We start from the raw sequence: 23,211 nt of genomic DNA, 5'->3' as shown, positions 1-23,211 counted from the left end.
CGGACGTCGTTCGATGTGCAGACGGGTCGCGCGCGCCGCCGGAAATGTCCAAACGCTCGAGAGATTGATATAACTCCGTCGCTATGGATCTCGTCACGGCCTTCTTCGTCTTCATGCTCGCGGGCTTCCTGGGCATGGACGTCATCCGCAGGGTGTCGCGGCTGCTGCACACGCCGCTGATGTCGCTCACCAACGCGATCTCGTCCATCGCGGTCGTCGGCGCGTTGATCGTGGCGGGAGAGGAGCACGGTCTGAGCACCTGGCTCGGTGCCATCGCCGTGTTCGCGTCCACGACCAACCTGGTCAGCGGCTATTTGATCACCGACCGGATGCTTCGCATGTTCAAGCGCCGCGAGGATGGCCGATCGTGACGTTCGGCAGCCTCACCGATTTCTTCTACCTGATCGCGGCGGCGCTCTTCATCCTGGCGCTCCGATGGATGAGCCAGCCCGCGACCGCGCGTCGCGCCGTCGCCGCCGCGGTCGCCGGCATGCTGCTCGCGGTCGGCGGCACGCTGCTCAACCCTGAGATCGTCACGTACAAGTGGATCGCCGCCGGCGCCGTCGCCGGGACGCTGCTCGGCATCCCGCTCGCGCGCGTGCCGCTCACCGCCGTGCCCGAGCGGACGGGGCTGTCGCAAGCGTTCGGCGGCATGGCGGCGGCGCTCGTCGGCACGGCGAAGTACTACCTGTGGCTCGCCGAAGGCGACCTCACGCAGTTCCGCATGGCGGTCGTCGCCGGCGAGGTCATCCTCGGCTGCCTGACGTGCACCGGCGGGCTCATGGCGGCCGGCAAGCTCGCCGAGTGGATCACGACGCGTCCGGTCACCTACCGCGGGCAGAACGTCGTCAGCTTCCTGCTGCTCGGCGCGGCCGCCGTGCTCGCCGTCGCGCTCACGATCGATCCGACGCAGGCGTGGATGTTCCCGATCGTGATCGGGCTCGCGCTCGTCTTCGGCGTGCTGCTGATCCTGCCGATCGGCGGCGCCGACATGCCGACCGTCATCTCGTTCCTCAACTCGTACGCCGGGCTCGCGGCGGTGGCGATGGGGTTCGTGCTCGAGAACAAGCTGCTCATCGCGGCCGGCGCGCTCGACGGCGCCTCCGGGTTCGTGCTGTCGATCATCATGTGCCGGGCGATGAACCGGTCGGTGACGAACGTCCTGTTCGGCGCGTTCGGCACCGTCCAGGCGGCCGCGCGCGCGGCCGAGCAGCGCACCGTCAAGAGCGCGACGCCGACCGACGCAGCCGAGCTGCTCGCCAACGCCGAGAGCGTCGTCATCGTCCCCGGCTATGGGATGGCCGTCGCCCAGGCCCAGCACCGGGTGCGCGACCTCTACGATCAGTTGACGAAACGCGGCGTCGACGTGCGGTTCGCCGTGCACCCGGTCGCGGGGCGCATGCCGGGCCACATGAACGTGCTGCTCGCCGAGGCGGACATTCCCTACGACCGGCTCGTCGAGATGGACGACATCAACCCGGAGATGCCACAGGTCGGGGTCGCGCTCGTCATCGGCGCGAACGACGTCGTGAACCCGGCCGCGAGAACGGATGCGCAGAGCCCGATCTACGGCATGCCGATCATCGACGCCGACAGGGCCCAGGCGGTGCTCGCCATCAAGCGGAGCATGAACCCCGGCTTCGCGGGCATCGACAACGACCTCTACTACGCGAACAACACGCTCATGCTGTTCGGCGACGCCAAGCAGGTCATCGGCGACGTGGTCAAGGAGCTCACGGGCGAAGGCGGCGGCCACTAGCCGCCGGCGTCGCGTCCCGTCCGCACGAGCGTCAGGGCCGGACGCCGGCTACGACGCGCACTCGCCTTCCATCGTCTCGGGCGCGAACTCGGTCGTGTCCGCGAGATCGATGAAGTCGTCCGGGGTCGCGTTCTCCTTCGTCAGGATCTCCAGGTCCGCGAGCCGCTTCTTCACGGTCGCCAGATCGACCCGGTTGAAGTACGCGGCGGCCGTCTCGTCGTCGCGCCGCTCATCGGCGTAGAGACGCGCCAGCCGTTCGAGCGCTTCAGCGCCGCGCCGGGCCGGCACCTTGGCGGCGATGCGGCCGAACGTCGCGCCCATCGCATCCACGCCGCCGCCGATCATCACGAAATACTGCGGCGCCGCGCGGCCGTCGAGCTTGCGCAGGCCGCCCTGGAAGCCGACGGCGGCGATGTGGTGCTGGCCGCAGCCGTTCGGGCAGCCGCTGATCTTGACGTCGAGCGACGGCGCCAGCGGGATGAGCGACGGATGCTCGCGGATGTAGTCGGTGAGGTACTTGCCGAGGCCGCGCGACTGCGTCACGGCGAGCTTGCACGACTCGGCGCCGGGGCAGCTCACCACGTCGGCGATCGTGTCCGCGTCGCCGAGCCCGAGGCCGGCCGCCGCCAGCCGATCGTAGAGCGCGCGCGCGTCCTGCTCGCGCACCCACCGGAACACCAGGTTCTGCGTCGGCGTCACGCGCACGGTGCCGTCGCTGTAGGCCTGCGCGAGATCCGCCAGCACGCGGAACTGGTTGCCCGTGAGATCGCCGAGCGGGATCGTCGCGACGACCGCGACGTAGCCGGCCTGCTTCTGCCGCCGCACGTTGGTGGCCGCCCATCGGCTGAACTCGACGTCGGTCGTGCGGAGCGCCGGCTCGGGCTCCGGCGTGATGCCCGGGCCGCGGACCTCGCCGCTGCGAACGCGCGCGGCGATGCTCTCGATCGACGGCGGCGCCGCGCGGTGCGCGGGCGGCTGCTCCTCTGGCCCGCGCGCCGGGTCGAACGGCAGCGGCACGCCGCCCTCGGCCAGGACCTGCGCGAGCGCCGCCTCGAACTCGGCGTGCCACCGATCCCATCCAAGGCTCTTCATCAGGAACTTCATCCGGTTCCGAAGCTTGTGCTTGTAGTCGCCGAGCGCATGGAAGACACGAAGGACGGCTTCCGCGACGTTCAGCATCTCTTCGGCCGGGAGGAACTCGTACAGCACGCGCCCGCTCACGGGCATCGTCGCCGTGCCTCCGCCCACCAGCACGCGGAAGCCGCGCCGGCCGTTCTCGGTGCGCCCGAGCCAGGCCACGTCGTTGATCGCCGCTTTGACGTGATCCTCCGCGCAGCCCTCGAAGCCGATCTTGAACTTCCGCGGCAGCGACGAGCTCAGCCGGTGGCGCAGGAAGTAGCGGGTCATCATCTCGGAGTACGGCGTCACGTCGAACGGCTCGGTCGCCGAGATGCCGGCGTACGCGCACGCGGTGATGTTGCGGACGGAGTTGCCGCAGGCCTCGCGCGTCGTGATGCCGGCCTGGGCGACGCGACGCATGACCTCGTCGGCCTCGTGCAGCTTCACGAAGTGGAGCTGGATGTTCTGCCGCGTCGTGATGTGCCCGAAGCCGCGCGAGTACTTCTCGCACGCGTCGGCGAGCGCCTCCATCTGCTCGACGGTCAGGATGCCCTGCGGGATCTTGATCCGCTGCATCTGGGCGTCCTCGGTCTGTCGCTGGCCGTACGTGCCGCGCAGCAACCGGAAGCTGCGCCACTGGTCCGGCGCGATCTCGCCGGACTCGAATTTCGCGAGCATGTCCACGAACTCGTCGATGTCCGACTCCTTCGCGAACGACAGGCGCGCGCGTCCTAGCGTCTTGGGGTCGTCGATGGCTGCCATACGGTCTCCTCTGGCGCGAACGAACGGGCGAGATCAGGGGCGGTCGCCAGCGACACGACCTGACCGATCACGATGACGCCGGGATCGTCGTCGGCGGCCTCGTCGGCGCCGGCGTCGCCCACGCCGAGCGCGTCGAGCGTGCCGCACCACACGTGCTGATCCGGCCGGGACGCGTTCCTCACGATCGCCGTCGGCGTGGCGCCCGCCCATCCGGCGCGCCGCAGCGTCTCGCCGATGGCGCGGCGCCGGCCCAGTCCCATGAGCACGACGACCGTCGCCGACTCCGGTGCGAGCGACCCGAGCAGCGGCTCGTAGGCCGAGGCCGCGTGCCCGCTCACGACGACGAATCCCGACGACATCCCGCGATGCGTCACCGGAATGCCGGCGAGCGCCGGCGCGGCGATCGCGGACGAGACGCCCGGCACGACGTCGAACGAGACACCGGCGCTCGAGAGGGCGAGGACTTCTTCGCCGCCACGGCCGAGCACGAACGGATCGCCGGACTTGAGCCGCACCACGCGCTGACCGCGACGGGCGCGCTCGATCAACTGCACGTTGACGTCTTCCTGCGACAGCGTCGCCGAACCTGCACGACGCGCGACCGAGATGTGCTCGGCGTCCGCGGCCAGCGCCAGCATCGCCCGCGGTACCAGCCCGTCGTAGAAGACGACGTCGGCGTCTTGGAGCCGCTGAATCGCGCGGTACGTCAGCAGATCGGGGCTGCCGGGGCCGGCGCCGACGAGCGACACGAAGCCGCGCCGCTCACGGCCGGCGGGCCGGACGGCACCACGGCGATGCGCTCGGCTCGTCATGATGCGCCCTGATCGGCGGCATCCCGCCGAGCCTCGTAGAGACGATTCAACGCCTCGAGCAACTGCGGGCGCCGGCGCGCCATCGGCACGCCCGTGCTCCGCCACTCGTGCTTCAGCACGTCGGCGCGCTCCAGCCAGCGGTCGAGATCGTCGGGCAGCAGCGCCTCCAGACCTTCCCGCAGCAGGCCCGCGATGGCCGGCGCACGCCCGTCCGTCGAAATCGCCACCGTCACGCCCGCGCGCCTCACGACACCGCCGAAATACGCGGTGGCGTTGGCCGGATCGTCGACGGCATTGATGAAGATCTGCCGCCGTGCCGCGGCGTCGGCGACGACGCGATTGACGTCCGGGGGAGCCGCCGAGATCACCAGCCACTGCCCGTCGAGGTCACGTTCCTCGAACGGCCGCTCGCGAAGCGCAGCGCCGCTCTGCCGAATGGGCTGAGCGATCTCCGGGGCCACGACCGTGATGCGTGCGCCCGTCGCGGCGAGCGCGGCAATCTTGCTCGTCGCGACAACGCCGCCGCCGACGACGAGCACGGAACGGCCGGCCAGCTTCAGGAACAGCGGCAGCAGCTCGCGGCCGTCGTCGTCCCCTCTCACCTCATGCACCCAAAACCTCTCTCGCGACCCCGAAAAGAAAAAGCCCGCGACCCGAAACCGGATCCGCGGGCTGAGCTCGTCTGGCGCGTGTGCTTCAGATCATTCGCGATGCGCCCCCACCGGACCGGCGTGCCTTGATTCGCAGGGACACGCCTGACAACGGCAGCAGGTACAGCACAGCGCCATGAGAACCCTAACGTTAGCACGCGATGTGGCAGAGGTCCAGGGGAGCCGGCCGGTGGAAAGACTGGCCTATCGCCGTTCTCCAGCAGGCAGCGTGATCGCTGAAGCCACGCCGTCCGCCGCTGGGCACGCGGGTTGCAGCAGGAACACACGGCGGCCCCAGCGGAAAGGCGGTTGTGCCGATGCGCAACGCCTGCGTACACCGATGGGAGGTGGCCGCAACGATCGCGCTGCTGGCCGCACTGGCTGGCAGCGGTTGCGATCGGTCCGGCACGTCGCCGACGTCGCCCTCACCCGTGACGAGCGCCAGCGCCCTGGCGCTCGACGGCATGGTCGTGCGGGTCGATACCGAAACGCCGGTCGCCGGCGCCATCGTGGCGGTCACCGACGCCACGCCTCGCACGGCGACCACGACCACGGCAGACGATGGCCGGTTCAGCGTTACTGATCTTCAAAGCGGCACGGTGAGCGTCCGCGTGACGGCGGAAGGATATGACGCCGCATCGCAGGACGTCGCGCTCAGCGAGCATCAGAGCGTCCGCCTGCTGCTCCGTCGCACTGGCGCCACATCGTCACCGTCGCCATCGCCGTCACCTGCACCGTCGCCGGCCCCGGACCCCTCGCCAGGACCGGTTCCGAATCCCGCGCCGGTTCCCACGCCGACGCCGTCGCCGCAGCCCGAACCCGTACCGACTGGGCCGCTGATGCTCGGCATGACGGTTGATGCCCTCACGGACGATGCGATAGGCGGCGCGACCATTCGGGACGAGCGCGGCAACGCGGCCACGAGCCGGGTGACCGGCGCATTCGAACTGCAGCTGGCGAGCGCGACGCCATCGGTGCGCGTGACCGTGACGTCGAGCGCGACGGTCGAGCGCGTCACTCAGGTGCCGGTCACCACGGAGCCCGCGACGCTCACGCTGATGCCGCGCCGTCTCGATCTCGCCGCGTTCGATCAGATGTTCCGGCGCGACGGCGTGCTCCGGCGGTGGACGACGACGCCACGGCTCGTGATCCAGCGGCGCGTGCTGCGCTTCGCAGCGGTCGACGCCGCGACGGCCGTCGCGACGGCGAAGGTCATGGGCGACGAGGACGTGGAGGCGCTGCGCGCCGATCTGCTCTGGACCATGCCGCAGTTGACCGGCGGACGATACGATCGCTTCGCGGACGTCGTCGTGGAGGGCGCGGCCGAGGGTGAAACCGTCGCCCTCGAACGTCCCGGCGCCATCGTCGTTGCGCGCTTCAGCGGGCTGACCGACGGCTCCACGTTCTGGGGATACACGAGATGGGCGTGGAACGGCGCCGGTCAGGTGCAGGCGGCGATCGTGATGCTGGACGAGGCGTTCGACGCCTCGGCGGGTCCCTACCGGCGTTCGCTGCGGGCGCATGAGCTGGGGCACGCGCTCGGCTACAACCACGTGGACGTCCGGCCGTCGGTGATGGACGCCTCGGGGCGGGTCGAGCCGACCGACTTCGACCGGGACGGTTCGCGGTTCGCGTTTCTGCGGCCAACGCTCAATCGAGCGCCCGACATGGATCCGGATCCGGCCAGCGTCAGCCGGGTACGCGGCGGCGGCCTCGCGTGGCGCGGCGCGGAGTAGGTACGTGCCGCCGATTTGACTAACGGCGCACGTCCGACCACAATACGAGCATGTCGTTCTGTTGCAACGGCGCGGCGGTCTGCCTCTGTTGTCGGCCCACCAAGGTCTGTCGAGGGCGCACGCGGCCGTGAGCTGAACGAACATTCACGGTCGCCTGCAGCAAGGCGCCCGAGACAGGCCCGGACCTCTGGTTCCGGGCCTTTTGTTTTTTCGGAGCATTCGAGGACGCATGGCCGCACTCATCGCAGATCGCCGCCTCGCCGCGCCGCCCACGGTGATCGACTGGATCGGCCACACGCCGCTCGTCCGGCTGCGGCGCTTCGAGCCGCGTGCGGACATCGAGCTGTACGCGAAGCTCGAGATGCGCAACCCGGGCGGCTCGGTCAAGGACCGCGCCGCGCGTGCGATGGTGCTGGCCGGCGAACGATCCGGCGCGCTCGGTCCCGGCAAGGTCCTGCTCGACGCGACGTCGGGCAACACCGGCATCGCCTACGCGATGCTCGGCGCCGCGCGGGGGCACCACGTGCGGCTCTGCGTCCCCTCGAACGTCACACCGGAGCGCAAGCGCCTCCTGCAGATCTACGGCGCGGACTTGATCCTGACCGATCCGATGGAGGGGACCGACGGGGCGATCCGTCAGGCGCGGGCGATTCACGATCGCGATCCGCACCGCTATTTCTACCCCGACCAGTACAGCAACCCCGAGAACTGGCGTGCCCACTTCAACACCACGGGCGTCGAGATCCTCGAGCAGACCGAAGGGCGTATCACCCACTTCGTGGCCGGCCTCGGCACGAGCGGTACGTTCATGGGCACCGGTCGCCGCCTGAAGCAGGACAAGCCGGACGTCACGCTCGTGTCGGTGCAGCCGGACTCGCCGCTCCATGGGCTGGAAGGGCTGAAGCACATGGCGTCGGCCATCGTGCCGCCCATCTACGATCCCACGCTGGCCGACATCTCGGCGCGGGCGGCGACCGACGAGGCGCACCGGCTGGCGCGCCGGCTGTCCAAGGAAGAGGGGCTGTTCGTCGGGCCGTCGAGCGGCGCCGCGCTCGCCGCGTCGCTCGAAATCGCGAGCGGCCTCCAGCAGGCCGTCATCGTGATGATCTTTCCCGACGGCGGCGACCGCTATCTGTCCGAGCCGCTGTGGGACGTGACGGATACCGAGGAGACCGCGCCGGCCGATCCGACGGCGCCGGCGCACCTGCGGATCGCGGACGTCGAGCTCGTCGCCATGCGCCGCCACGCAGCCCGCGTCTATCCCAACGAATGCTGCGGCGCGCTGCTCGGGCCGAAGGCCGGCGCGGTCACGCGCGCGTTCCCGCTCGACAACACGTTCACGCCCGAGCAGCAGCGGCGGCGGTTCCTCGTGGGACCGGAGGAGTACCGCCGCGCCGAGACGCGGGCCAACGACACGGGGCTGTCGCTGCTCGGGTTCTATCACTCGCACCCCGACCATCCGGCCGAGCCGTCGCAGTTCGACCTGGACCATGCGTGGCCGAACCTGAGCTACGTGATTCTCTCCGTGCGCCAGGGCCAGGCGAAAGAAGCCCGGTCGTGGCGGCTCAGGGCCGATCGGTCGGCCTTCGACGAGGAGTTCGTGATCTGATGCACACCGTTCAGGACGCTACGAAGCCGCGGCTCTCGGCGGAGCCGGCTCCGCTCCCGCCGCCGACGCTCGACCACCTGCGCGCGCTCGAAGCGGAGAGCATCGCGATCATGCGCGAGGTCGTCGCCGAGTTCGAGCGGCCCGTGATGCTCTACTCGATCGGCAAGGACTCGTCGGTCCTGCTCCGGCTCGCGCAGAAGGCGTTCTACCCGGGGCCGATTCCGTTCCCGCTGCTCCACATCGACACGACGTACAAGTTCCGGGAGATGATCGAGTTCCGCGATCGGTACACCGCCGAGATCGGCGCCCGGCTGATCGTGCACACCAACACCGACGCGATTGCCGCCGGCACGCAGCCGTTCGCCGTGGGCACGCAGCGCTGCTGCGGGCTGCTGAAGACGCGCGCGCTGCTCGACGGGCTGGCGGCGGGTCAGTTCGACGCGGCGTTCGGCGGCGCGCGGCGCGACGAGGAGCGCTCCCGCGCGAAGGAGCGCGTGTTCTCGCTCCGCGACGAGAAGGGGCAGTGGGATCCGAAGCGCCAGCGGCCCGAGCTCTGGCAACTGCTCAACGGCCGCGTCCGGCCGGGCGAGAGCATCCGCGTGTTCCCGCTGTCGAACTGGACCGAGATCGACGTGTGGCAGTACATCCACGAGGAGCGGATCCCGGTCGTGCCGCTCTACTTCGCGAAGCCGCGCGAGGTCGTCGTCCGCGGCGAATCGCTGATCCCGGTCGAGCAGCCGTTCGTGCCGCTGCGCCCCGGCGAGAAGCCGCAGCTCGTCATGTGCCGGATGCGATCGCTCGGCTGCTCGCCCTGCACGGGCGCGATCCGCTCCGAGGCCGACACGGTGCCGAAGATCATCGAGGAGCTCGTCGGCGCCCGCAACTCCGAGCGGCAGCTCCGCGTGATCGATCACGACCAGGACGGCTCGATGGAGATCAAGAAGCGGGAAGGCTACTTCTGATGTCGGGACTGCTGCGCATCTGCACGGCCGGGAGCGTCGACGACGGCAAGAGCACGCTGATCGGCCGGCTGCTCTACGACTCGCGCGGGGTGTACGAGGACCAGATCTCGTCGGTCGAGAAGGCGTCGCGCAACCGGACGGCCGGCCCGATCGACTTCTCGCTGTTCACCGACGGCCTCCGGGCCGAGCGCGAGCAGGGCATCACGATCGACGTCGCCTACCGCTACTTCGCCACCGCCCGCCGCAAGTTCATCCTGGCCGACACGCCCGGGCACGAGCAGTACACGCGGAACATGGCCACGGGGGCGTCCACGGCCGACGTCGCGATCCTGCTCGTCGACGCGCGGCACGGCGTGCTCGATCAGTCGCGGCGCCACGCGCGGATCGCGCGTCTGCTCGGCATCCGTCACTTCGCGGTGGCCGTCAACAAGATGGACCTCGTCGACTTCGACCGCGACGTCTTCGAGGGCATCGCCTCCGAGTTCGCGGAGATGCTGGCGGGCGCCGCCGTCTACCCGATTCCGCTCAGCGCCCTCAACGGCGACAACGTGATCACGCGGAGCGATCGGACGCCCTGGTTCGACGGCCCCAGCCTGCTCGAGTACCTCGAGACGGTGGAGGTCGCGCGCGACGCGGCGGACAAGGCGCTCCGCTTCCCCGTGCAGCTCGTGCTCCGCCCCGACCAGGACTTTCGCGGCTACGCCGGGCAGATCCTCGCCGGCACCGTGCGCGTCGGCGATCCGATCACCGCCTGGCCCTCGGTGCGGTCCTCGCGCGTGCGGCGGATCGTCACGTGGGACGGCGACCTCGACGTGGCGTTCGCGCCGATGTCGGTCACGCTCGTGCTCGAAGACGAGCTCGACATCAGCCGCGGCGACGTCATCACCAACACGCACATCGAGTTCGGCAAGCGCTTCACGGCCGACCTGGTCTGGATGGACGAGCGGCCGCTCGAGCCGCATCGCCTGTACGTCCTCAAGCACGCGTCGGGCACGACGACCGCGCAGGTCGACACGCGGCTGCTGCTCAACGACATCGGCCGCGTCACCGTCGAAACGTCGCGCGCGCTCATCTACGACCGCTACGCCGACCATCGCGGCACCGGCTGTTTCGTCCTCATCGAGCCGACGACCAACTTCACGGCCGGCGCCGGGATGATCGCCGAGCCGCGGCTCGATCAGGCGGCCGATCAGCATCCGGGCTCCGCCGAACGCATCGCGCGCATCGCGCGCACCGCCCATTCGGAAGGCGAGGCGATCGAGGCCGTCCGGCGGGCGCTGGAGGAACTGCTGACCTGACGGCCGCCGCATCGTCTCCGGTTGACAACGCCGGGCGGATTGGCGATGGTCGTCGCTCGGCCAGTGCACATGCTCAAGTCGTCGTGGCACGTCGTGACGGCCCTCGTGCTGACTCTGCCGCTCGCGGCGCAGACGCCGCCGGTCCTCGTCTCGGTGACGGCGCGGCAGATTCAGCCCGGCGAGCTCGTGCTGCTGACGATCGCCACCGCAGCGCCGGTCGAGGCGCTGCACGTTCGGGCCTTCGATCGGGACCTCGTACCCTACAAAGCCGGCGCGGCAACGTGGCGCGTGCTGGTCGGCATCGATCTCGACGTCGAGCCGGGGCTGCACGACGTCAGCATCGAGGCCGGCCCGCCGATCGCCGCGGCCGTGACGCACGCGCTCACCGTCACGGACCGCCGGTTTCCGACGCGGCGCCTGACCGTCGCGCCGCAGTTCGTGAACCCGCCGCCCGACGTCCAGGCGCGCATCGAAGCGGAAGCGCGGCTGCTCGACACGGTGTGGCAGTCGTCGGCAGCCGAGCCGCTCTGGAGCGGCGCATTCCGGCAGCCGGTGCCGCAACCGGCGAATTCGGCGTTCGGCTCCCGCAGCGTGTTCAACGGCGAGGCGCGCAGTCCACATGGCGGCGCGGATTTCGCCAGCCCCGCCGGCACGCCCGTGCGCTCGCCGGCGGCCGGCCGCGTGCGGCTCGCCCGCGCGCTCTACTACACGGGCAACACCGTGGTGGTCGATCACGGCACCGGGCTGGTCTCGCTGTTCGCCCACCTCTCGCGCATGAACGTCGCGGAAGGCGCGAGCGTACCGGCGGGCGCGGTGCTCGGCGCCGTCGGCGCGACCGGCCGCGTCACCGGCCCGCATCTGCACTGGACGGTCCGCGCGGCCGGCGCACGCGTCGATCCGCTGTCGCTGCTGGCGGTGCTCGGCACGGGCGGCCGGCCGGTCGGGAACCCACCGGTGACGTCGCACGACGGCTACGCCGGCATCGGTCATCCGTCCGGGAGCCTGAAAACCTCCGGCCGCGAATGACGTCCGCACGACGCCCCCCGGCTGCGCCCGTCCCGCTCGGCCCCGCCGACCTCGAGCGCGAGTTCGGGGGCATCGACATCTACCTCTTCGACCAGTTGCTCCGCGGCCGCATCCGGCCGGGCGATCGCGTCTTCGACGCGGGATGCGGTTTCGGACGCAACCTCGTCTTCTTCCTCCGGCAGGGCTATGACGTCTACGGCGTCGATGCCGATGCCGACGCGATTGCGGCCGTGCGGGAGATCGCGGCGGCACTCGCCCCGGCGCTGCCGCACGACAACTTCCGCGTCGAGCCGATCGAACGGACCTCCTTCCCCGACGGCGTCGCGACCGTCGTCATCGCCAGCGCCGTGCTGCACTTCGCGCGCGACGACCAGCAGTTCGAGGCGATGCTCGCCGAGGCGTGGCGGCTGCTCCAGCCCGGCGGCATGCTGTTCTGCCGGCTGGCCTCGACGATCGGCCTCGAATCGCGCGTCCGCCAGGTCCGGCCAGACGGTCGGCGCTTCCGGCTGCCTGACGGCACGGAGCGGTATCTGGTCGACGAGGCGCTGCTGCTCGACCGCACGGGGGCGCTCGGCGGTCAGTTGCTGGATCCCATCAAGACGACGGTCGTGCAGGACCAGCGGTCGATGACGACCTGGGTGGTGAGGAAGGGCGATCCCGCCCGCGATCGGGGCTGACCGCCGAGAAGCGAGATGCGCGTCCCAGTAAATGCTCGTCCCCTCCGTGCGTATTTCCGGCGTGGAGGTCTCGTCTTGTCATTTCGTCATGTCGTCCTTGTCTTCGTCCTCCTCCTCGGTTCGGTCCCCCTCGTCGCCCAGCGAGGCGGCGGTGGCCTGACCGGCGCCCGGGAGACGCCGCTGCCCGCCATCGGGCAGCCACTATCGCTCATCGAACAGTTCCAGCAGCACCTGAGGCTCGACGCCACGCAGATTCCGGCCGTCGACGAAATCCTGCAAGCTGCCAGCCGGCAGGCCGCGCCGATCGGCCAGGCGATGTCGAACACGCGCATGGGCCTCGTCAACGCAGAGCTGCGGAACGAGCCCGACTCGGCGAAGCAATTGCTGGCCGAGTACCAGCTCGAGGCGGCCAAGATGGCCGCGGTCGAGACCGAGGCGTTCCAGAAGATCGCCGCGCTGCTCAAGCCGGACCAGCAGAAGCGCGCCGAGCAGGCGTTCGACGTGATGGCCGGGATGTTCCTGCCACCGCGGCCGAGAAGCGCCGGGGCGCCCGGAAGCGGCCGCCCGACCGGAGGTGGCCGATGACGGCCCGGGCTCGTGTTCACGGCGCCGCGATCGCCGGCGCGATGGTCGCGGTGTGCGTCGTGAGCGGCGCGGCGTTCGCCCAGGGACGCGGCGGCCGCGGCGGAGGCAGCGGCGGCGGCGCCGCCGTGGATCTGCGGTCGCGCATGGAGATCCTGTCCGACACGTTCGCCCTCGAGAAGGACCAGAAGAAGGAGATGAAGGCGACGCTCGACGCCGCCTATGCGCAGGCCGCGCCGATTCGAGCCGGGCTCAAGGCCGCACGCGCGGCGCTCTTCGCGGCCGTGCAGGCCGGCCAGGCCGCCGCGATCGACAAGGCGGTCGGCGACTACGCCGCGCAGGCCGCCGCGATGGCCGACCTGGAGATGAAGACGCTCGCCCACGTCCTGACGCCGCTCACCGCCGACCAGCGCAAGAACGGCACGATGCCCGCCTACTACCTCATGCGCGGCATCTTCCTCGACGACAAGAAGTGGGACGAGGTCCCGAAGATCCGGGAGTACTGAGCCGGCCTGTCCGCACACCAACCGGCAGAGGGCAACGCGCCAACCACCGCGCGCGCCGTTGCCCTCTGGCCGGTACATTTCCGAACCGCCTGTCGCGCGTCACTGCTCGCCGAGGCGTGGCCCGCGAGTTGCACACGCCTCGCTCGACTGGAGGCGCTATGTCGATTGCAGCGCGTGTCTTGGTACCGGTGCTGGCCGTCGCGATGGGCGCGGCTGGGCTCCGCGCCGCGCAACCACCCCTGGAGAAGTTCAGCGCAACGGCCGTCAACCTCGACGCGCCGACGGGCACGGCGACCGGGCAGATGCAGATTCAGATCTCCCGATGGTCGACCGACGCCGAGCGGACCGAGCTCACGACGGCCCTGAACGAGCAGGGCCCGAAGAAGATGCTCGCCGTCCTGCAGGGCTTCAAGCCGGTCGGCACGATCCGATCGCCGCACGACGTCGGCTACAACCTGCGCTACGCCCGCAAGGACAAGGTCGGCACGAGCGACCGGATCGTGCTGGTCACCGAACGGCCGATGAGCTTCGGCGAGCTGCGCCAGGGCGGCAAGACGACCGAGTACCCGTTCACCGTCGTCGAGCTTCGCATCGGCCCCGACGGCAAGGGCGAAGGCAAGATGTCGATCGCGACGAAGGTGCTCGCCGACAAGGGCACGGGAACGGTTGCGCTCGAGAACTACAACGCGAGCCCGGTGATGCTCAAGAACGTCCAGCGCGAGCAGTAGGCACGGCCGCCGGCCGCGCCCTGCTCGCACGTCGTGTCGACTCAGGACAGCGGCAGATCGCGCGGCACCCTCACGACGAGCGTGCCGGCAATGATGTCGTGCCACGCCTGCCGCTCGCGATTGCTGTCGAGCAGGATCCAGAAGAACCCGATGCCCAGCGCGGCCAGCGAAAGCAGGCTGCTGAGCCCTCGAACGATCGCATCCACGGGCTGAAGCGGGCCGCCGTCGACGCGGACGACGCGAAGGCTGGTGACGATGCCGCCGATCGTCGTGCCCTTCCAGGCCCAGAACGCAATGTTGTAGATGAGCAGCACCACGAAGAAGTTGTCGAACGGCCCGCGATGGAAGTCGAGCAGGTTGATGACGACGGCGACGACCACGGCATCGACCACGCCGGCCGCGAGCCGATCCAGGAAGCTGGCCCTCGGATAGGCCGTCAGATTCCCCACCACCGCGGCAGCGGCCGGTGGCGGCGGAAGCGCGCCTGCGCCGGCGGGAAACCCGGACGCCTCGTCGGCGGCTGCGGCCATCCCTTCCGCGGACGCGAACGACATGGCCGCGCCGGGAACTGGCGACTGCCCGCCGGTGATGGGTCCCTCGGGGCCGCCGAGCGGTTCGCCCGGGGATGACCGCGGCGGCACAGGAGGCGGCGTCTTGGCGGCGCGCGCCGCCCGTTCGTTCCGCATCGCCCGGATCATCGTCAGCACGGCCGCGCCGAGCCCGAGCAGACCGACGACGGCCCAGGTCATCAGCCCGACGATCGGCACCATGTAGAGCACGATGATGACGACGAGCCCGATGAGCATCGCGCCGAGGCCCCGACCCGTGCTCTCTTCTTCACTGGCTGGGCTGGCTGGGCTGCCTGGCATGACCGTCCGGCCGATCCACGAGAACACCGAGACCTTTCCTACCAGGCCACCGATCAGCACGGCGAAGAAGAGGAACGGGATGACGACGATGCCCACGACCGAGATGGCCAGAATCGTGGAGATCGGCCCGACCAGCAGCAGCGTCAGCAACCCTGCGAAGAACGCGCTCAGCGGCCGGCTGACGATCGTGCGCACGACCGACGCCACGGCGCCCGGAAAGAGCACGGCAATCGCGACGTAGATCAGCGCCGACAACCCCACGATCCACCAGATCCAGCCGAGGCTCGGCACGATGACGCGGCCCCACAGCAGACCGCGCGTGATCCAGGGCGTGAAGCTCCGCAGGGCGGATCCGACGTACGGCGTGCCGACGATGACCTGCTCGCCCTCGGGCCGGAAGCCGGGCGGCGCCGTCAGCGTGCCGCCCACGATGACGAGCTCATTGCGAATGGCCGCGCCTTCGGCAGCCGTGGCCGACCCGCCGACCACCGCGACGTCGCCGTCGACGATGGCCGTCGGCCCGAGCTGCAGGTCGCCGAGCACGACCGCCAGGTCGCCGTGCACGTGCCCGTTGATCGTCGCGCTGCCCATCACGACCGCGACATCCTCGACGTTGGCGCCGCTGTCGAGCTCGTAGGAGCTGCCGACGCGCACGGCGGTTCGCGAGATGCGCACCTCGCCGAAGTCGGTCGTGGATTGACCGGGCGTCTCGGGGACCTCGACGGTGGTGCCGCGGCCGCGCGGGGTCTGTGGAGGCTGCGCCGCGCGCGCCGCCGGCCGTTCAGCCGAGGGGACCTCTGCGGCCGCTGGCGCGGCGGGCGCAGCCGCCTGGGCTCTGGCGGCGTGAGGCGCGCCCATCGCGAGGAAGAGGAGGAGAACGAGACGTGTCAGCTTCATAGCTCGGAAGGCCCTCCCAGGGCCACGCGATCCAGCGCGGTGCCGAACGCCACACACGCCACGACCATCGTCAACACGAACGCCACCAGGTAGCCCATGACCGGCTCGATGAGCACCCGCCAGAGCACCCGCGACGCGTCGAGCGCCATCGCAGCCGCGTCGCCGATCGCCCGAATCCGGGCCGGCACGACCGTGCCGGCGTCGGGCTGCCAGCCGCCCAGGCTTCCTGCCAGGGCCGGCCAGCCGATCAGCAGCGCCACGGCGACGACCGTGAGTGCTGCCAGCGAGGTCGTCCGCCAGACCGGCGGCCACTGCGACCATCCGCGCCGATACCACGGCATCGCCTGGCGCGCGTCGATGGCGGCCATCACGCGGGGCACGAGCGAGCGCGGCGCACGCGGCGCCGGCAGCGCGCGCAGCTCGCGATCGATCAGCCGCTCGAGGTCATCGGGCTGCATGGCGTTCCAGGTACCGTTTCAGGGCCAGCCGGCCCCGATGCATGTCGGTCTTCAGCTTGCCCAGCGACACGCCGAGCAAGCCCGCAATCTCCTGATAGTTCTTCTGCTCGAAGTGGTACAGCACGAGCGGCACGCGCTGATGGTGCGGCAGGCCCTGCAGCGCCTGCTCCACCAGGGCCTGCCGGTCCGCAGCCTCCAGATCCTCGGCGGGCGACGACCCGCCGGCGAGGATCGCTTCGAACGGCGACGCGGCCTCGTCATCCCGATCCCGGCTCAGCTCGCTGAAGAAGCGCCACCGGTTGCGGTACCGGGACAGATGATTCAGGCAGAGGTTCGTCGCCACGGTCTTGAGCCATCCAGGAGCGGCGGGGCCTGGCCCCGCGGTGCCGAACCGCTCGAACGCCCGGAGAAACACCGTCTGCGCCACGTCCTCCGCCTCACTCGGGTTGCCCAGTAGCCGGACCGCCGTGGCGAAGACCATGTCCTGGTATTCACGGACGAACGCCTCGAACTCGGCGGCATCGGTCATCTCGGACCTGGCCTACCGGCTGCCATGTCACCCGTCTAACCCGGGAGCCGGGCGGAAGTTTCAGGCAATGAGCACGGCCGGATTCAGGAGGTCCATCTCGCCGAACTCCCTGGATTCGCCGAGCAGCACATTGCGAATGGCCCGTTCGGACATCCGCTGGTTCGCGGCCGCGGTATTGCTGCCGATATGGGGCACGAGCACCACGTTCGGGAGCGTCCGCAGGTCGCGCGAAGGATCCGCCGGCACGTAGGGTTCCCGCGCGAAGACGTCGAGCGCCGCGCCGGCGAGCCGGCCGGAGGAGAGCGCGTCGTAGAGCGCGGCCTCGTCGACGACGCTGCCGCGCGCGACGTTGACGAGCCAAGCGTGCGGCTGCAGCATGGCCAGGCGTTCGCGATTGACGAACTGCGCGTTCTCGGCCGTGCCGGGGATGAGCAGGCACACGTAGTCCGCGTGCCTGACGGCGTCTTCGAACCGGTTCGTCAACTGCGAGAACCCGGTCTGGCTCGACTCGTCGTCCAGATCCCTGGCCGAGCGGCGGCATCCGATCACGCGCATGCCGTAGCCGTTGGCGGCGATCCGCGCCGTCGCCGCGCCGATCCGGCCGCTCCCGATGATCGCGAGCGTCCGGCCGGCGAGCTCGGCGCCGCCGCGGGGCGCCCACTCACCGCGCCGCATCGACGCGTCCAGGGCGACGACGTGCCGGGCCGCCGCGGCGATCAGCAACATGGCCAGCTCGGCAACCGACTGGTCCAGCACGCCGGGCGTGTTCGTGCAGAGGATCCCGCGCGCCGACGCCGCGGCGAGGTCGATCCCGTCGTAGCCGACGCCGAAGCGGGCGAGCACGCTGCCGGGGCCGAGCGCCGCATACAGGCGATCGCGATAGACGAGCGACCCGACGATGGCATGGCGGGCGCCCGTCCGCGCGATCGTCTCGGCGAGCACGTCCTCCTCCGGCACGCACACGTGGCAGCGGACGAGCGGCGTGTGTGGAAACACGGTGCCCACCCGCTCGTACTCGGGGGCGGTCACGACGATGTCGGGCGGCATGGAGGCGAGAATACAGGAAATTCCGGCCCGCCAACCCACCGCGATCGCGCGCGCCGGGCCCGCCGCTTCTGATAACCTCCCGGCATCGTGACGCCACCTCTGCCACAGGTCTCGCAAGAACGTGCGACCCGGCTGCCCACGCGCGTCCGGCACAAGGTGCTGGGCATGACGATGCTGCTCGCGGCGATCACGTACCTCGACCGCGTGTGCATCTCCGTCACGGCGACCGACATGCGCCGTGACCTCGGCCTCAGCACGGTGCAGATGAGCTGGGTCTTCAGCGCGTTCGTGCTGTCGTACGGCCTGTTCGAGATCCCGACCGGCTGGTGGGGCGATCGCGTCGGCGCCCGCCGGATCCTCACGCGCATCGTGGTCTGGTGGTCGACGTTCACCGTGCTGACCGGCGCGGTCTTCAGCTACTGGCAACTGCTCCTGACCCGGTTCCTCTTCGGCGCGGGCGAAGCCGGCGCCTGGCCCAACGTGGCGATCGCCTTCTCGAAGTGGATCCCGCAGCGGGAACGCGGCACCGTCCAGGGCCTGTTCTTCTCGGGCGCGCACGCGGCCGCCGGCCTCACGCCGATCCTCGTCACGACGCTGCTGTTCTACGTCCACTGGCGGGCGCTCTTCGCGATCTTCGGCGCGATCGGGTTCGTCTGGGCTCTCGCCTGGTACCGCTGGTTCCGCGACACGCCGCGAGAGCACCCGGCGGTCAGCCCCGAAGAGCGCGACTACATCGAGCGCGGCGTCATCGCCTCGCACGGCCACGACTTCTCGCACACGCCGTGGCGCCAACTGCTGGCGAACCGCTCGATCGTCTTTCTCTGCCTGATGTACTTCACGCAGGTCTACGGGTTCTACATCTTCATCACCTGGATGCCGACCTACTTCCGGGAGTCGCGCGGCTTCGAGGCGGTCACGCTGGGATTGATCGCCGGGCTCCCGATGACGCTGAGCGCGGTGGCGGATCTCGCGGGCGGCGTCGCGACGGATCGGGCGACGCGCGCGTTCGGCACGCGCCGGGGCCGCACGATCGTCGGGTTCATCTCGCTCGCCTCCGCCGGCTGCTTCATGATCGCGGGCACGTTCATCGCCAACCCGTACGCCGCGGCCGTGCTGCTCGCGATCGGTGCCGCCTGCTCGAACCTGCTGCTCGCCGCGGCCTGGAATACGGCGGTGGACGTCGGCGGCGTGCACTCGGGCGTCGTCGGCGCGACGATGAACACGGCGGGCCAGGTGGCCGGATTCCTCAGCCCGCTCGTGACCGGCTACATCGTCCAGTACTACGCGAACTGGGACGCGCCGATGTACATCACGGGCGCGCTGTATCTGTTCGGCGCGCTCTGCTGGTTCGGCATCAATCCGAAACCGGCGGCGTTGTCGGTCTCGTAGGCGTTCAGCCCGAAGGAGGATCCCGTGACGTCGTCGCTTCGTGGTCTGGTGCTGGTGTCCACTGTCGTCTGCGCGAGCCCGGCGGCCGCGCAGATCGTCGTCTCGGCCAATGACAACACGCTCGTGCTCGTCGACGGCGTGCAGACGACGGTGCGCAACCCGGCGCCCGACACCGTCACGGTGCTCGAGCTGTCCGGCGGCCGGCTGAAGACGATCGGCGAGGTCCAGGCCCCAGTCTCGGTCGTCGGCCCGCCTTCGAGCGCCGCGATCACGCCCGATCGGTCGATGGCGATCGTCACGTCCGCGACGAAGGTCGATCCGGCGAATCCGTCGGCGACGGTGCCGGACGACACCGTCAGCGTCATCGACATCAAGGCGTCGCCCGTGAAGGTGATCGCGACGCTGAAGGCGGGCGCGGGCGCGTCGGGGGTCGCGATCAACCCCGCCGGGACGCTGGCGCTCGTCGCCAACCGCATCGCCGGCACGGTCTCGGTGTTCCGGATCGACGGCGCGCGCGTGACGCCCGCCGGCACGGTGGATCTCGGCGCGCCGGCATCGGGACCGAGCGGGATCGCCTTCACGCCAGACGGACGCACGGCGCTCGTGACGCGCAACAACGACAGCCTGATCTCGATCCTGGCGGTGAACGGCGTCGAGGTGAGCTACACGAAGCGCGACGTCGGCGCCGGGTTCAGGCCCTACCAGATCGCCGTCACGAAGGCCGGCGATGTCGCGGTCGTGGGCAACACCGGCGCGGGCCAGGCCGGCGGAGGCGTGGACGTCGTCAACGCGATCGATCTCGCGGCAGCGGGAGGCCCCCGCACCGTCGCGCACGCCGTCGCAGGCCCGACGGTCGAATCGGTCGCGCTCTCGCCGGACGGAAAATACGTCGCCGCGATGGTGATGAACGGTTCGAGCGCGCCGAAGGCGTCGCCCGCCTTCAACGATTTCGGACTGCTGAAGGTGTTCGCGCTCGCGAAGGGCAGCCTCACGCCGGCGGCCGAGGCGAGGATCGGCCACTGGTGTCAGGGCATCGTCTGGAGCGCGGACGCGAAGACCGTCGTGGTGGGATGCATGGTCGAGAAGGAACTGCAGGTCTTCGCGTTCGACGGCTCCCGCCTGACGCCGGCGCAGCAAGTCAAAGTGTCGGGCGGATCCGCGGCGCTCGCGGCCACGTACTGAGGCACGTCTCAGCGCGGCGTGAACGAGGCCGCACGGCGCGGCGCGAACGCGTACACATCGAAAGTGCAACGCCTGCTTCGGATCCCCCGGACGTCCCTGCCCTGGCGCGTTGGCCGCCGTGCCCTCCGCAAATGGAGCAAGGTCTGGGGCGGACCTGGACTGATCGCTTTGGCCAGTCTGTATCGCCGGACTGTCCTGAGGTCGACCCGCGCGATCGTCGTGGTCGGCTCTTTCGGCAAGAGCACGACGATGACCGTGATCCTGTCGGCGCTCGGGCTGCCGCGGCGCAACGTGGGGCGCAATACCCGGCTTGGAATCACGGCGGTCGTGCTCGGCACCCGGCCTTGGCACCGCCGGATGGTGGTGGAGCTGGGCATCAGCGGACCCGGGCAGATGGCGGGGCGCGCGCACGTCGTTTGGCCCGACGTGGTCGTCGTCACGTCCATCGGCAGCGAGCACAACCGGAGCTTCCGGACGCTCGAGGCGACGCGCCAGGAGAAGGTCGAGGCGGTGCGTGCGCTGCCGGCCACCGGGCTGGCGGTGCTGAACGGCGACGACCCCCACGTCCGGTGGATGGCCGGCGAAGCTCGAGCCCGCGTCGTGACCTTCGGCTTCGACGCCGCCAACGACGTCCGGGCCACCGATGTGGTGAGCGACGGGCTGCAAGGCACGAGGTTCACGCTCCACACGCCGAGCGGTGCGCGCGAGGTTCGAACGCGGCTCTTGGGCCGGCCGGCGGTGTACGCGGTGCTCGCGGCCGTCGCGGTCGCGAGCCACGAGGGCATGGCGCTCGACGAGGCGCTGGCGCGGGTGTCGGACTGCACGGCCGAACCGGGACGCATGGAGCCTATCGCTCTGCCGAACGGAGCGGTCGTGCTGAACGACGCCTTCAAGGCCAGTGAGGAAACCATCCACACGGCCCTCGACCTGTTCGAGACGTTGCCCGCGCAGAGACGGATCGTCGTGTTCGGAGGCATCGAGTCCCCCGGCCCGTCCTCGACCGCGCGCTATCGCCACATCGGCCAGCGGATCGGACGGGTGGCCGCTCAGGCCATCGTGTTCGATGTCGGAGCCGACCTCTCCCCGCTGCGAACCGGGTTGAAGCAGGGAGGCCTGGCGCCCGAGGCGATCGAGGTCGTGCACGACGTCGCCAAGGCGACCTCGCTCGTGTCCGATCTCGGCGAAGGCGATCTCCTGCTGCTGAAAGGCCGCCGCGTGCAGCGGCTGGAACGCATCGCGCTTGCGCTCCAAGGTCGTGATGTCCGATGCCGTGTGACGGCTTGTCCGTTGAACATGGCCGCCTGCCACACCTGTCGGCTGCTCGCCCGCGGCTGGTCGCAGGCATGATCACGCTCGGCCGCGTCTTCGGCCGGCGCCGGCGCGCCCTGCGTTCGCGGTACGTGCTGATCTTCAACCGCTGGCTGAGACCGGCACTGAGCTGGATGCTGGGCCGATATCGCCGCACGATCCTGCGCCGGACGCGTGTCGTCGCGGTCGTCGGATCGTTCGGCAAGACGACGGCGACGCGGGCGATTCTCGTCGCTCTCGGCATGCCGTATCCGCGTCGCGGACGAAATACCTGGCAGAGCATCGCCAGGGGGCTGCTCACCACCCGGTCAGGCCAGCGATGGGCGGTGCTGGAAGTCGGAATCGACGGTCCCGGTCAGATGGCCCCCCGAGCCCGCATGCTCGGGCCGGACGTCGTCGTCGTGATGTCGATCGGCAGCGACCACAGCCGGAGCTTCAAGACGTTGGACGTGACCCGCCACGAGAAGGCCGAGATGGTGCGCGCGCTGCCAGCGTCGGGGCTCGCGGTCTTGAACGGCGACGATCCGAACGTTCGCTGGATGGCCGGCGAGACGCGCGCGCGCGTGGTGACATTCGGCTTCGGCACGGCGAACGACGTGAGAGCCGAAGAGCTGGTCGTCGAAAGCGTCCGCGCGACGCGATGCACGCTGCGGACGGCGGGGATCACTCGCATCGTGCGCACGAAGCTCCTGGGCAAGCCCGCGGTCTACGCGGTGCTGGCCGCCGTCGCCGTCGGGCTCCACGAGGGCATCCCGCTCGACGAGATGCTCGACCGGCTCGCCGCGCTGGGCCCGGCCGAAGCGCGGCTGCAGCCCGTTCTCCTCCCGGGAGGTGCGGTCGTGCTGCGCGACGACGTGAAGGCCGGAGAGGAAACGATCGACGCCGCGCTGGACGTCCTGGAGGCCATCCCGGCGCGGCGCCGGATCGTGCTCTTCAGCGGCATCGACGAGCCCGGCCCGTCGATCCGTCGACGGCACCGGCGGCTCGCGACCCGGATTGGCAGAATTGCCACCCGCGCCATCCTGGTCGAAATGGGTCACTCCATGACCTCGGTGCGAGCCGGCCTGAGGGACGGCGGCCTTTCGGCGGACGCGATCCATGTCGTTCGGCAGGCGAGCGAGGCGACCCGATGGCTGTCCGATCTGGGCGAAGGCGACGTCGTCCTGTTGAAGAGCCGCGCGGCACAGCGAGTGAACGGCCTCGTGCAGGCCCTCCGCGACGGCGACATCTCACGTCGGTGACTGCACGAGCGCACATGCTCGGACTGGCTCGCGCGCGGTCTCGAGGCTGGCGACGCGCTCACCGA

The 23,211-nt window shown here is 70.3% G+C and carries 22 protein-coding genes; 15 read left to right on the top strand and 7 right to left on the bottom strand.

Features of this window, described 5'->3' with window-relative positions; translation table 11 throughout:
* Positions 1-83: 83 nt before the first annotated feature.
* Complete coding sequence (locus IT184_15355) at positions 84-371, top strand: NAD(P) transhydrogenase subunit alpha (protein MCC7010183.1); 288 nt, start codon at positions 84-86, stop codon at positions 369-371.
* A complete protein-coding gene (locus tag IT184_15350) occupies positions 368-1,759 on the top strand; it encodes an NAD(P)(+) transhydrogenase (Re/Si-specific) subunit beta (protein MCC7010182.1) in 1,392 nt (463 codons plus the stop codon). The genes IT184_15355 and IT184_15350 overlap by 4 nt, the downstream gene beginning before the upstream one ends.
* 48 nt (positions 1,760-1,807) lie before the next feature.
* On the opposite strand, the gene IT184_15345 is transcribed toward IT184_15350, so the two are convergent.
* Genes IT184_15345 through IT184_15335 form a run of 3 tightly spaced genes read right to left on the bottom strand, consistent with a single transcriptional unit; the run spans position 1,808 to position 5,054 of the window.
* Positions 1,808-3,640 (bottom strand): nitrite/sulfite reductase, encoded by a 1,833-nt coding sequence (locus IT184_15345; protein MCC7010181.1) that lies wholly within the window; start codon positions 3,638-3,640, stop codon positions 1,808-1,810.
* Positions 3,610-4,452 (bottom strand): uroporphyrinogen-III C-methyltransferase, encoded by an 843-nt coding sequence (gene cobA, locus IT184_15340; protein MCC7010180.1) that lies wholly within the window; start codon positions 4,450-4,452, stop codon positions 3,610-3,612. Before cobA ends, IT184_15345 begins: the two co-directional genes overlap by 31 nt.
* Positions 4,449-5,054 carry a bifunctional precorrin-2 dehydrogenase/sirohydrochlorin ferrochelatase gene (locus IT184_15335; protein ID MCC7010179.1) on the bottom strand — a complete coding sequence of 202 codons (606 nt, stop codon included), beginning with the start codon at positions 5,052-5,054 and terminating at the stop codon, positions 4,449-4,451. The genes cobA and IT184_15335 overlap by 4 nt, the downstream gene beginning before the upstream one ends.
* 395 nt (positions 5,055-5,449) lie before the next feature.
* On the opposite strand from IT184_15335, the gene IT184_15330 reads away from it, so the two are divergent.
* The 9 genes from IT184_15330 (at position 5,450) to IT184_15290 (ending at position 14,226) form a co-directional block, all read left to right on the top strand.
* Positions 5,450-6,838 carry a carboxypeptidase regulatory-like domain-containing protein gene (locus IT184_15330; protein ID MCC7010178.1) on the top strand — a complete coding sequence of 463 codons (1,389 nt, stop codon included), beginning with the start codon at positions 5,450-5,452 and terminating at the stop codon, positions 6,836-6,838.
* Positions 6,839-7,067: 229 nt separating this feature from the next.
* Positions 7,068-8,447 (top strand): pyridoxal-phosphate dependent enzyme, encoded by a 1,380-nt coding sequence (locus tag IT184_15325; protein MCC7010177.1) that lies wholly within the window; start codon positions 7,068-7,070, stop codon positions 8,445-8,447.
* Positions 8,447-9,409 (top strand): sulfate adenylyltransferase subunit CysD, encoded by a 963-nt coding sequence (cysD, locus tag IT184_15320; protein ID MCC7010176.1) that lies wholly within the window; start codon positions 8,447-8,449, stop codon positions 9,407-9,409. Before IT184_15325 ends, cysD begins: the two co-directional genes overlap by 1 nt.
* Positions 9,409-10,707: a GTP-binding protein gene (locus IT184_15315; protein MCC7010175.1), complete on the top strand. Its 1,299-nt coding sequence runs from the start codon at positions 9,409-9,411 to the stop codon at positions 10,705-10,707. The genes cysD and IT184_15315 overlap by 1 nt, the downstream gene beginning before the upstream one ends.
* Positions 10,708-10,776: 69 nt before the next feature.
* Positions 10,777-11,733 (top strand): M23 family metallopeptidase, encoded by a 957-nt coding sequence (locus tag IT184_15310; GenBank protein MCC7010174.1) that lies wholly within the window; start codon positions 10,777-10,779, stop codon positions 11,731-11,733.
* Complete coding sequence (locus IT184_15305) at positions 11,730-12,410, top strand: class I SAM-dependent methyltransferase (protein ID MCC7010173.1); 681 nt, start codon at positions 11,730-11,732, stop codon at positions 12,408-12,410. Before IT184_15310 ends, IT184_15305 begins: the two co-directional genes overlap by 4 nt.
* 75 nt (positions 12,411-12,485) lie before the next feature.
* Positions 12,486-12,995 (top strand): hypothetical protein, encoded by a 510-nt coding sequence (locus tag IT184_15300; GenBank protein MCC7010172.1) that lies wholly within the window; start codon positions 12,486-12,488, stop codon positions 12,993-12,995.
* Positions 12,992-13,498, top strand: a complete 507-nt coding sequence (locus IT184_15295; protein MCC7010171.1) for a periplasmic heavy metal sensor — start codon at positions 12,992-12,994, stop codon at positions 13,496-13,498. Before IT184_15300 ends, IT184_15295 begins: the two co-directional genes overlap by 4 nt.
* 158 nt (positions 13,499-13,656) lie before the next feature.
* Positions 13,657-14,226 carry a hypothetical protein gene (locus tag IT184_15290; GenBank protein MCC7010170.1) on the top strand — a complete coding sequence of 190 codons (570 nt, stop codon included), beginning with the start codon at positions 13,657-13,659 and terminating at the stop codon, positions 14,224-14,226.
* A 41-nt stretch (positions 14,227-14,267) separates the two neighbouring features.
* Here IT184_15290 and IT184_15285 read toward each other — a convergent pair whose 3' ends face one another.
* Genes IT184_15285 through IT184_15270 form a run of 4 tightly spaced genes read right to left on the bottom strand, consistent with a single transcriptional unit; the run spans position 14,268 to position 18,026 of the window.
* Entirely contained in the window at positions 14,268-15,992 is a 1,725-nt protein-coding gene (locus tag IT184_15285; GenBank protein ID MCC7010169.1) for an RDD family protein, read from the bottom strand.
* Positions 15,989-16,450, bottom strand: coding sequence for a hypothetical protein (locus IT184_15280; GenBank protein ID MCC7010168.1), 462 nt, complete (start codon positions 16,448-16,450; stop codon positions 15,989-15,991). Before IT184_15280 ends, IT184_15285 begins: the two co-directional genes overlap by 4 nt.
* Entirely contained in the window at positions 16,437-16,979 is a 543-nt protein-coding gene (locus IT184_15275) for an RNA polymerase sigma factor (GenBank protein MCC7010167.1), read from the bottom strand. Before IT184_15275 ends, IT184_15280 begins: the two co-directional genes overlap by 14 nt.
* A 60-nt stretch (positions 16,980-17,039) precedes the next feature.
* A complete protein-coding gene (locus IT184_15270; GenBank protein MCC7010166.1) occupies positions 17,040-18,026 on the bottom strand; it encodes an NAD(P)-binding domain-containing protein in 987 nt (328 codons plus the stop codon).
* A gap of 171 nt (positions 18,027-18,197) precedes the next feature.
* On the opposite strand from IT184_15270, the gene IT184_15265 reads away from it, so the two are divergent.
* From IT184_15265 to IT184_15250, 4 genes are all read left to right on the top strand, one after another.
* A complete protein-coding gene (locus IT184_15265) occupies positions 18,198-19,415 on the top strand; it encodes an MFS transporter (protein ID MCC7010165.1) in 1,218 nt (405 codons plus the stop codon).
* A gap of 24 nt (positions 19,416-19,439) precedes the next feature.
* Positions 19,440-20,597, top strand: a complete 1,158-nt coding sequence (locus tag IT184_15260) for a YncE family protein (protein MCC7010164.1) — start codon at positions 19,440-19,442, stop codon at positions 20,595-20,597.
* Between the two features lie 249 nt (positions 20,598-20,846).
* Positions 20,847-21,944 (top strand): hypothetical protein, encoded by a 1,098-nt coding sequence (locus tag IT184_15255; protein ID MCC7010163.1) that lies wholly within the window; start codon positions 20,847-20,849, stop codon positions 21,942-21,944.
* A complete protein-coding gene (locus tag IT184_15250) occupies positions 21,941-23,146 on the top strand; it encodes a hypothetical protein (GenBank protein MCC7010162.1) in 1,206 nt (401 codons plus the stop codon). The genes IT184_15255 and IT184_15250 overlap by 4 nt, the downstream gene beginning before the upstream one ends.
* Positions 23,147-23,211: the final 65 nt, after the last annotated feature.

Source organism: Acidobacteriota bacterium, from assembly GCA_020853395.1.
Lineage (GTDB): Bacteria > Acidobacteriota > Vicinamibacteria > Vicinamibacterales > SCN-69-37 > JADYYY01.
This window is presented reverse-complemented; position numbering and strand designations above follow the sequence as displayed.

Coding starts and splice junctions, on each gene's coding strand:
- IT184_15315 (MCC7010175.1), top strand. CDS start 9,409: ATGTCGGGACTGCTGCGCATCTGCACGGCCGGGAGCGTCGACGACGGC.
- IT184_15305 (MCC7010173.1), top strand. CDS start 11,730: ATGACGTCCGCACGACGCCCCCCGGCTGCGCCCGTCCCGCTCGGCCCC.
- IT184_15275 (MCC7010167.1), bottom strand. CDS start 16,979: ATGACCGATGCCGCCGAGTTCGAGGCGTTCGTCCGTGAATACCAGGAC.
- IT184_15290 (MCC7010170.1), top strand. CDS start 13,657: ATGTCGATTGCAGCGCGTGTCTTGGTACCGGTGCTGGCCGTCGCGATG.
- IT184_15325 (MCC7010177.1), top strand. CDS start 7,068: ATGGCCGCACTCATCGCAGATCGCCGCCTCGCCGCGCCGCCCACGGTG.
- IT184_15285 (MCC7010169.1), bottom strand. CDS start 15,992: ATGAAGCTGACACGTCTCGTTCTCCTCCTCTTCCTCGCGATGGGCGCG.
- IT184_15270 (MCC7010166.1), bottom strand. CDS start 18,026: ATGCCGCCCGACATCGTCGTGACCGCCCCCGAGTACGAGCGGGTGGGC.
- cysD (MCC7010176.1), top strand. CDS start 8,447: ATGCACACCGTTCAGGACGCTACGAAGCCGCGGCTCTCGGCGGAGCCG.
- IT184_15355 (MCC7010183.1), top strand. CDS start 84: ATGGATCTCGTCACGGCCTTCTTCGTCTTCATGCTCGCGGGCTTCCTG.
- IT184_15295 (MCC7010171.1), top strand. CDS start 12,992: ATGACGGCCCGGGCTCGTGTTCACGGCGCCGCGATCGCCGGCGCGATG.
- IT184_15310 (MCC7010174.1), top strand. CDS start 10,777: ATGCTCAAGTCGTCGTGGCACGTCGTGACGGCCCTCGTGCTGACTCTG.
- IT184_15265 (MCC7010165.1), top strand. CDS start 18,198: ATGCTGCTCGCGGCGATCACGTACCTCGACCGCGTGTGCATCTCCGTC.
- IT184_15250 (MCC7010162.1), top strand. CDS start 21,941: ATGATCACGCTCGGCCGCGTCTTCGGCCGGCGCCGGCGCGCCCTGCGT.
- IT184_15345 (MCC7010181.1), bottom strand. CDS start 3,640: ATGGCAGCCATCGACGACCCCAAGACGCTAGGACGCGCGCGCCTGTCG.
- IT184_15280 (MCC7010168.1), bottom strand. CDS start 16,450: ATGCAGCCCGATGACCTCGAGCGGCTGATCGATCGCGAGCTGCGCGCG.
- cobA (MCC7010180.1), bottom strand. CDS start 4,452: ATGACGAGCCGAGCGCATCGCCGTGGTGCCGTCCGGCCCGCCGGCCGT.
- IT184_15255 (MCC7010163.1), top strand. CDS start 20,847: ATGACCGTGATCCTGTCGGCGCTCGGGCTGCCGCGGCGCAACGTGGGG.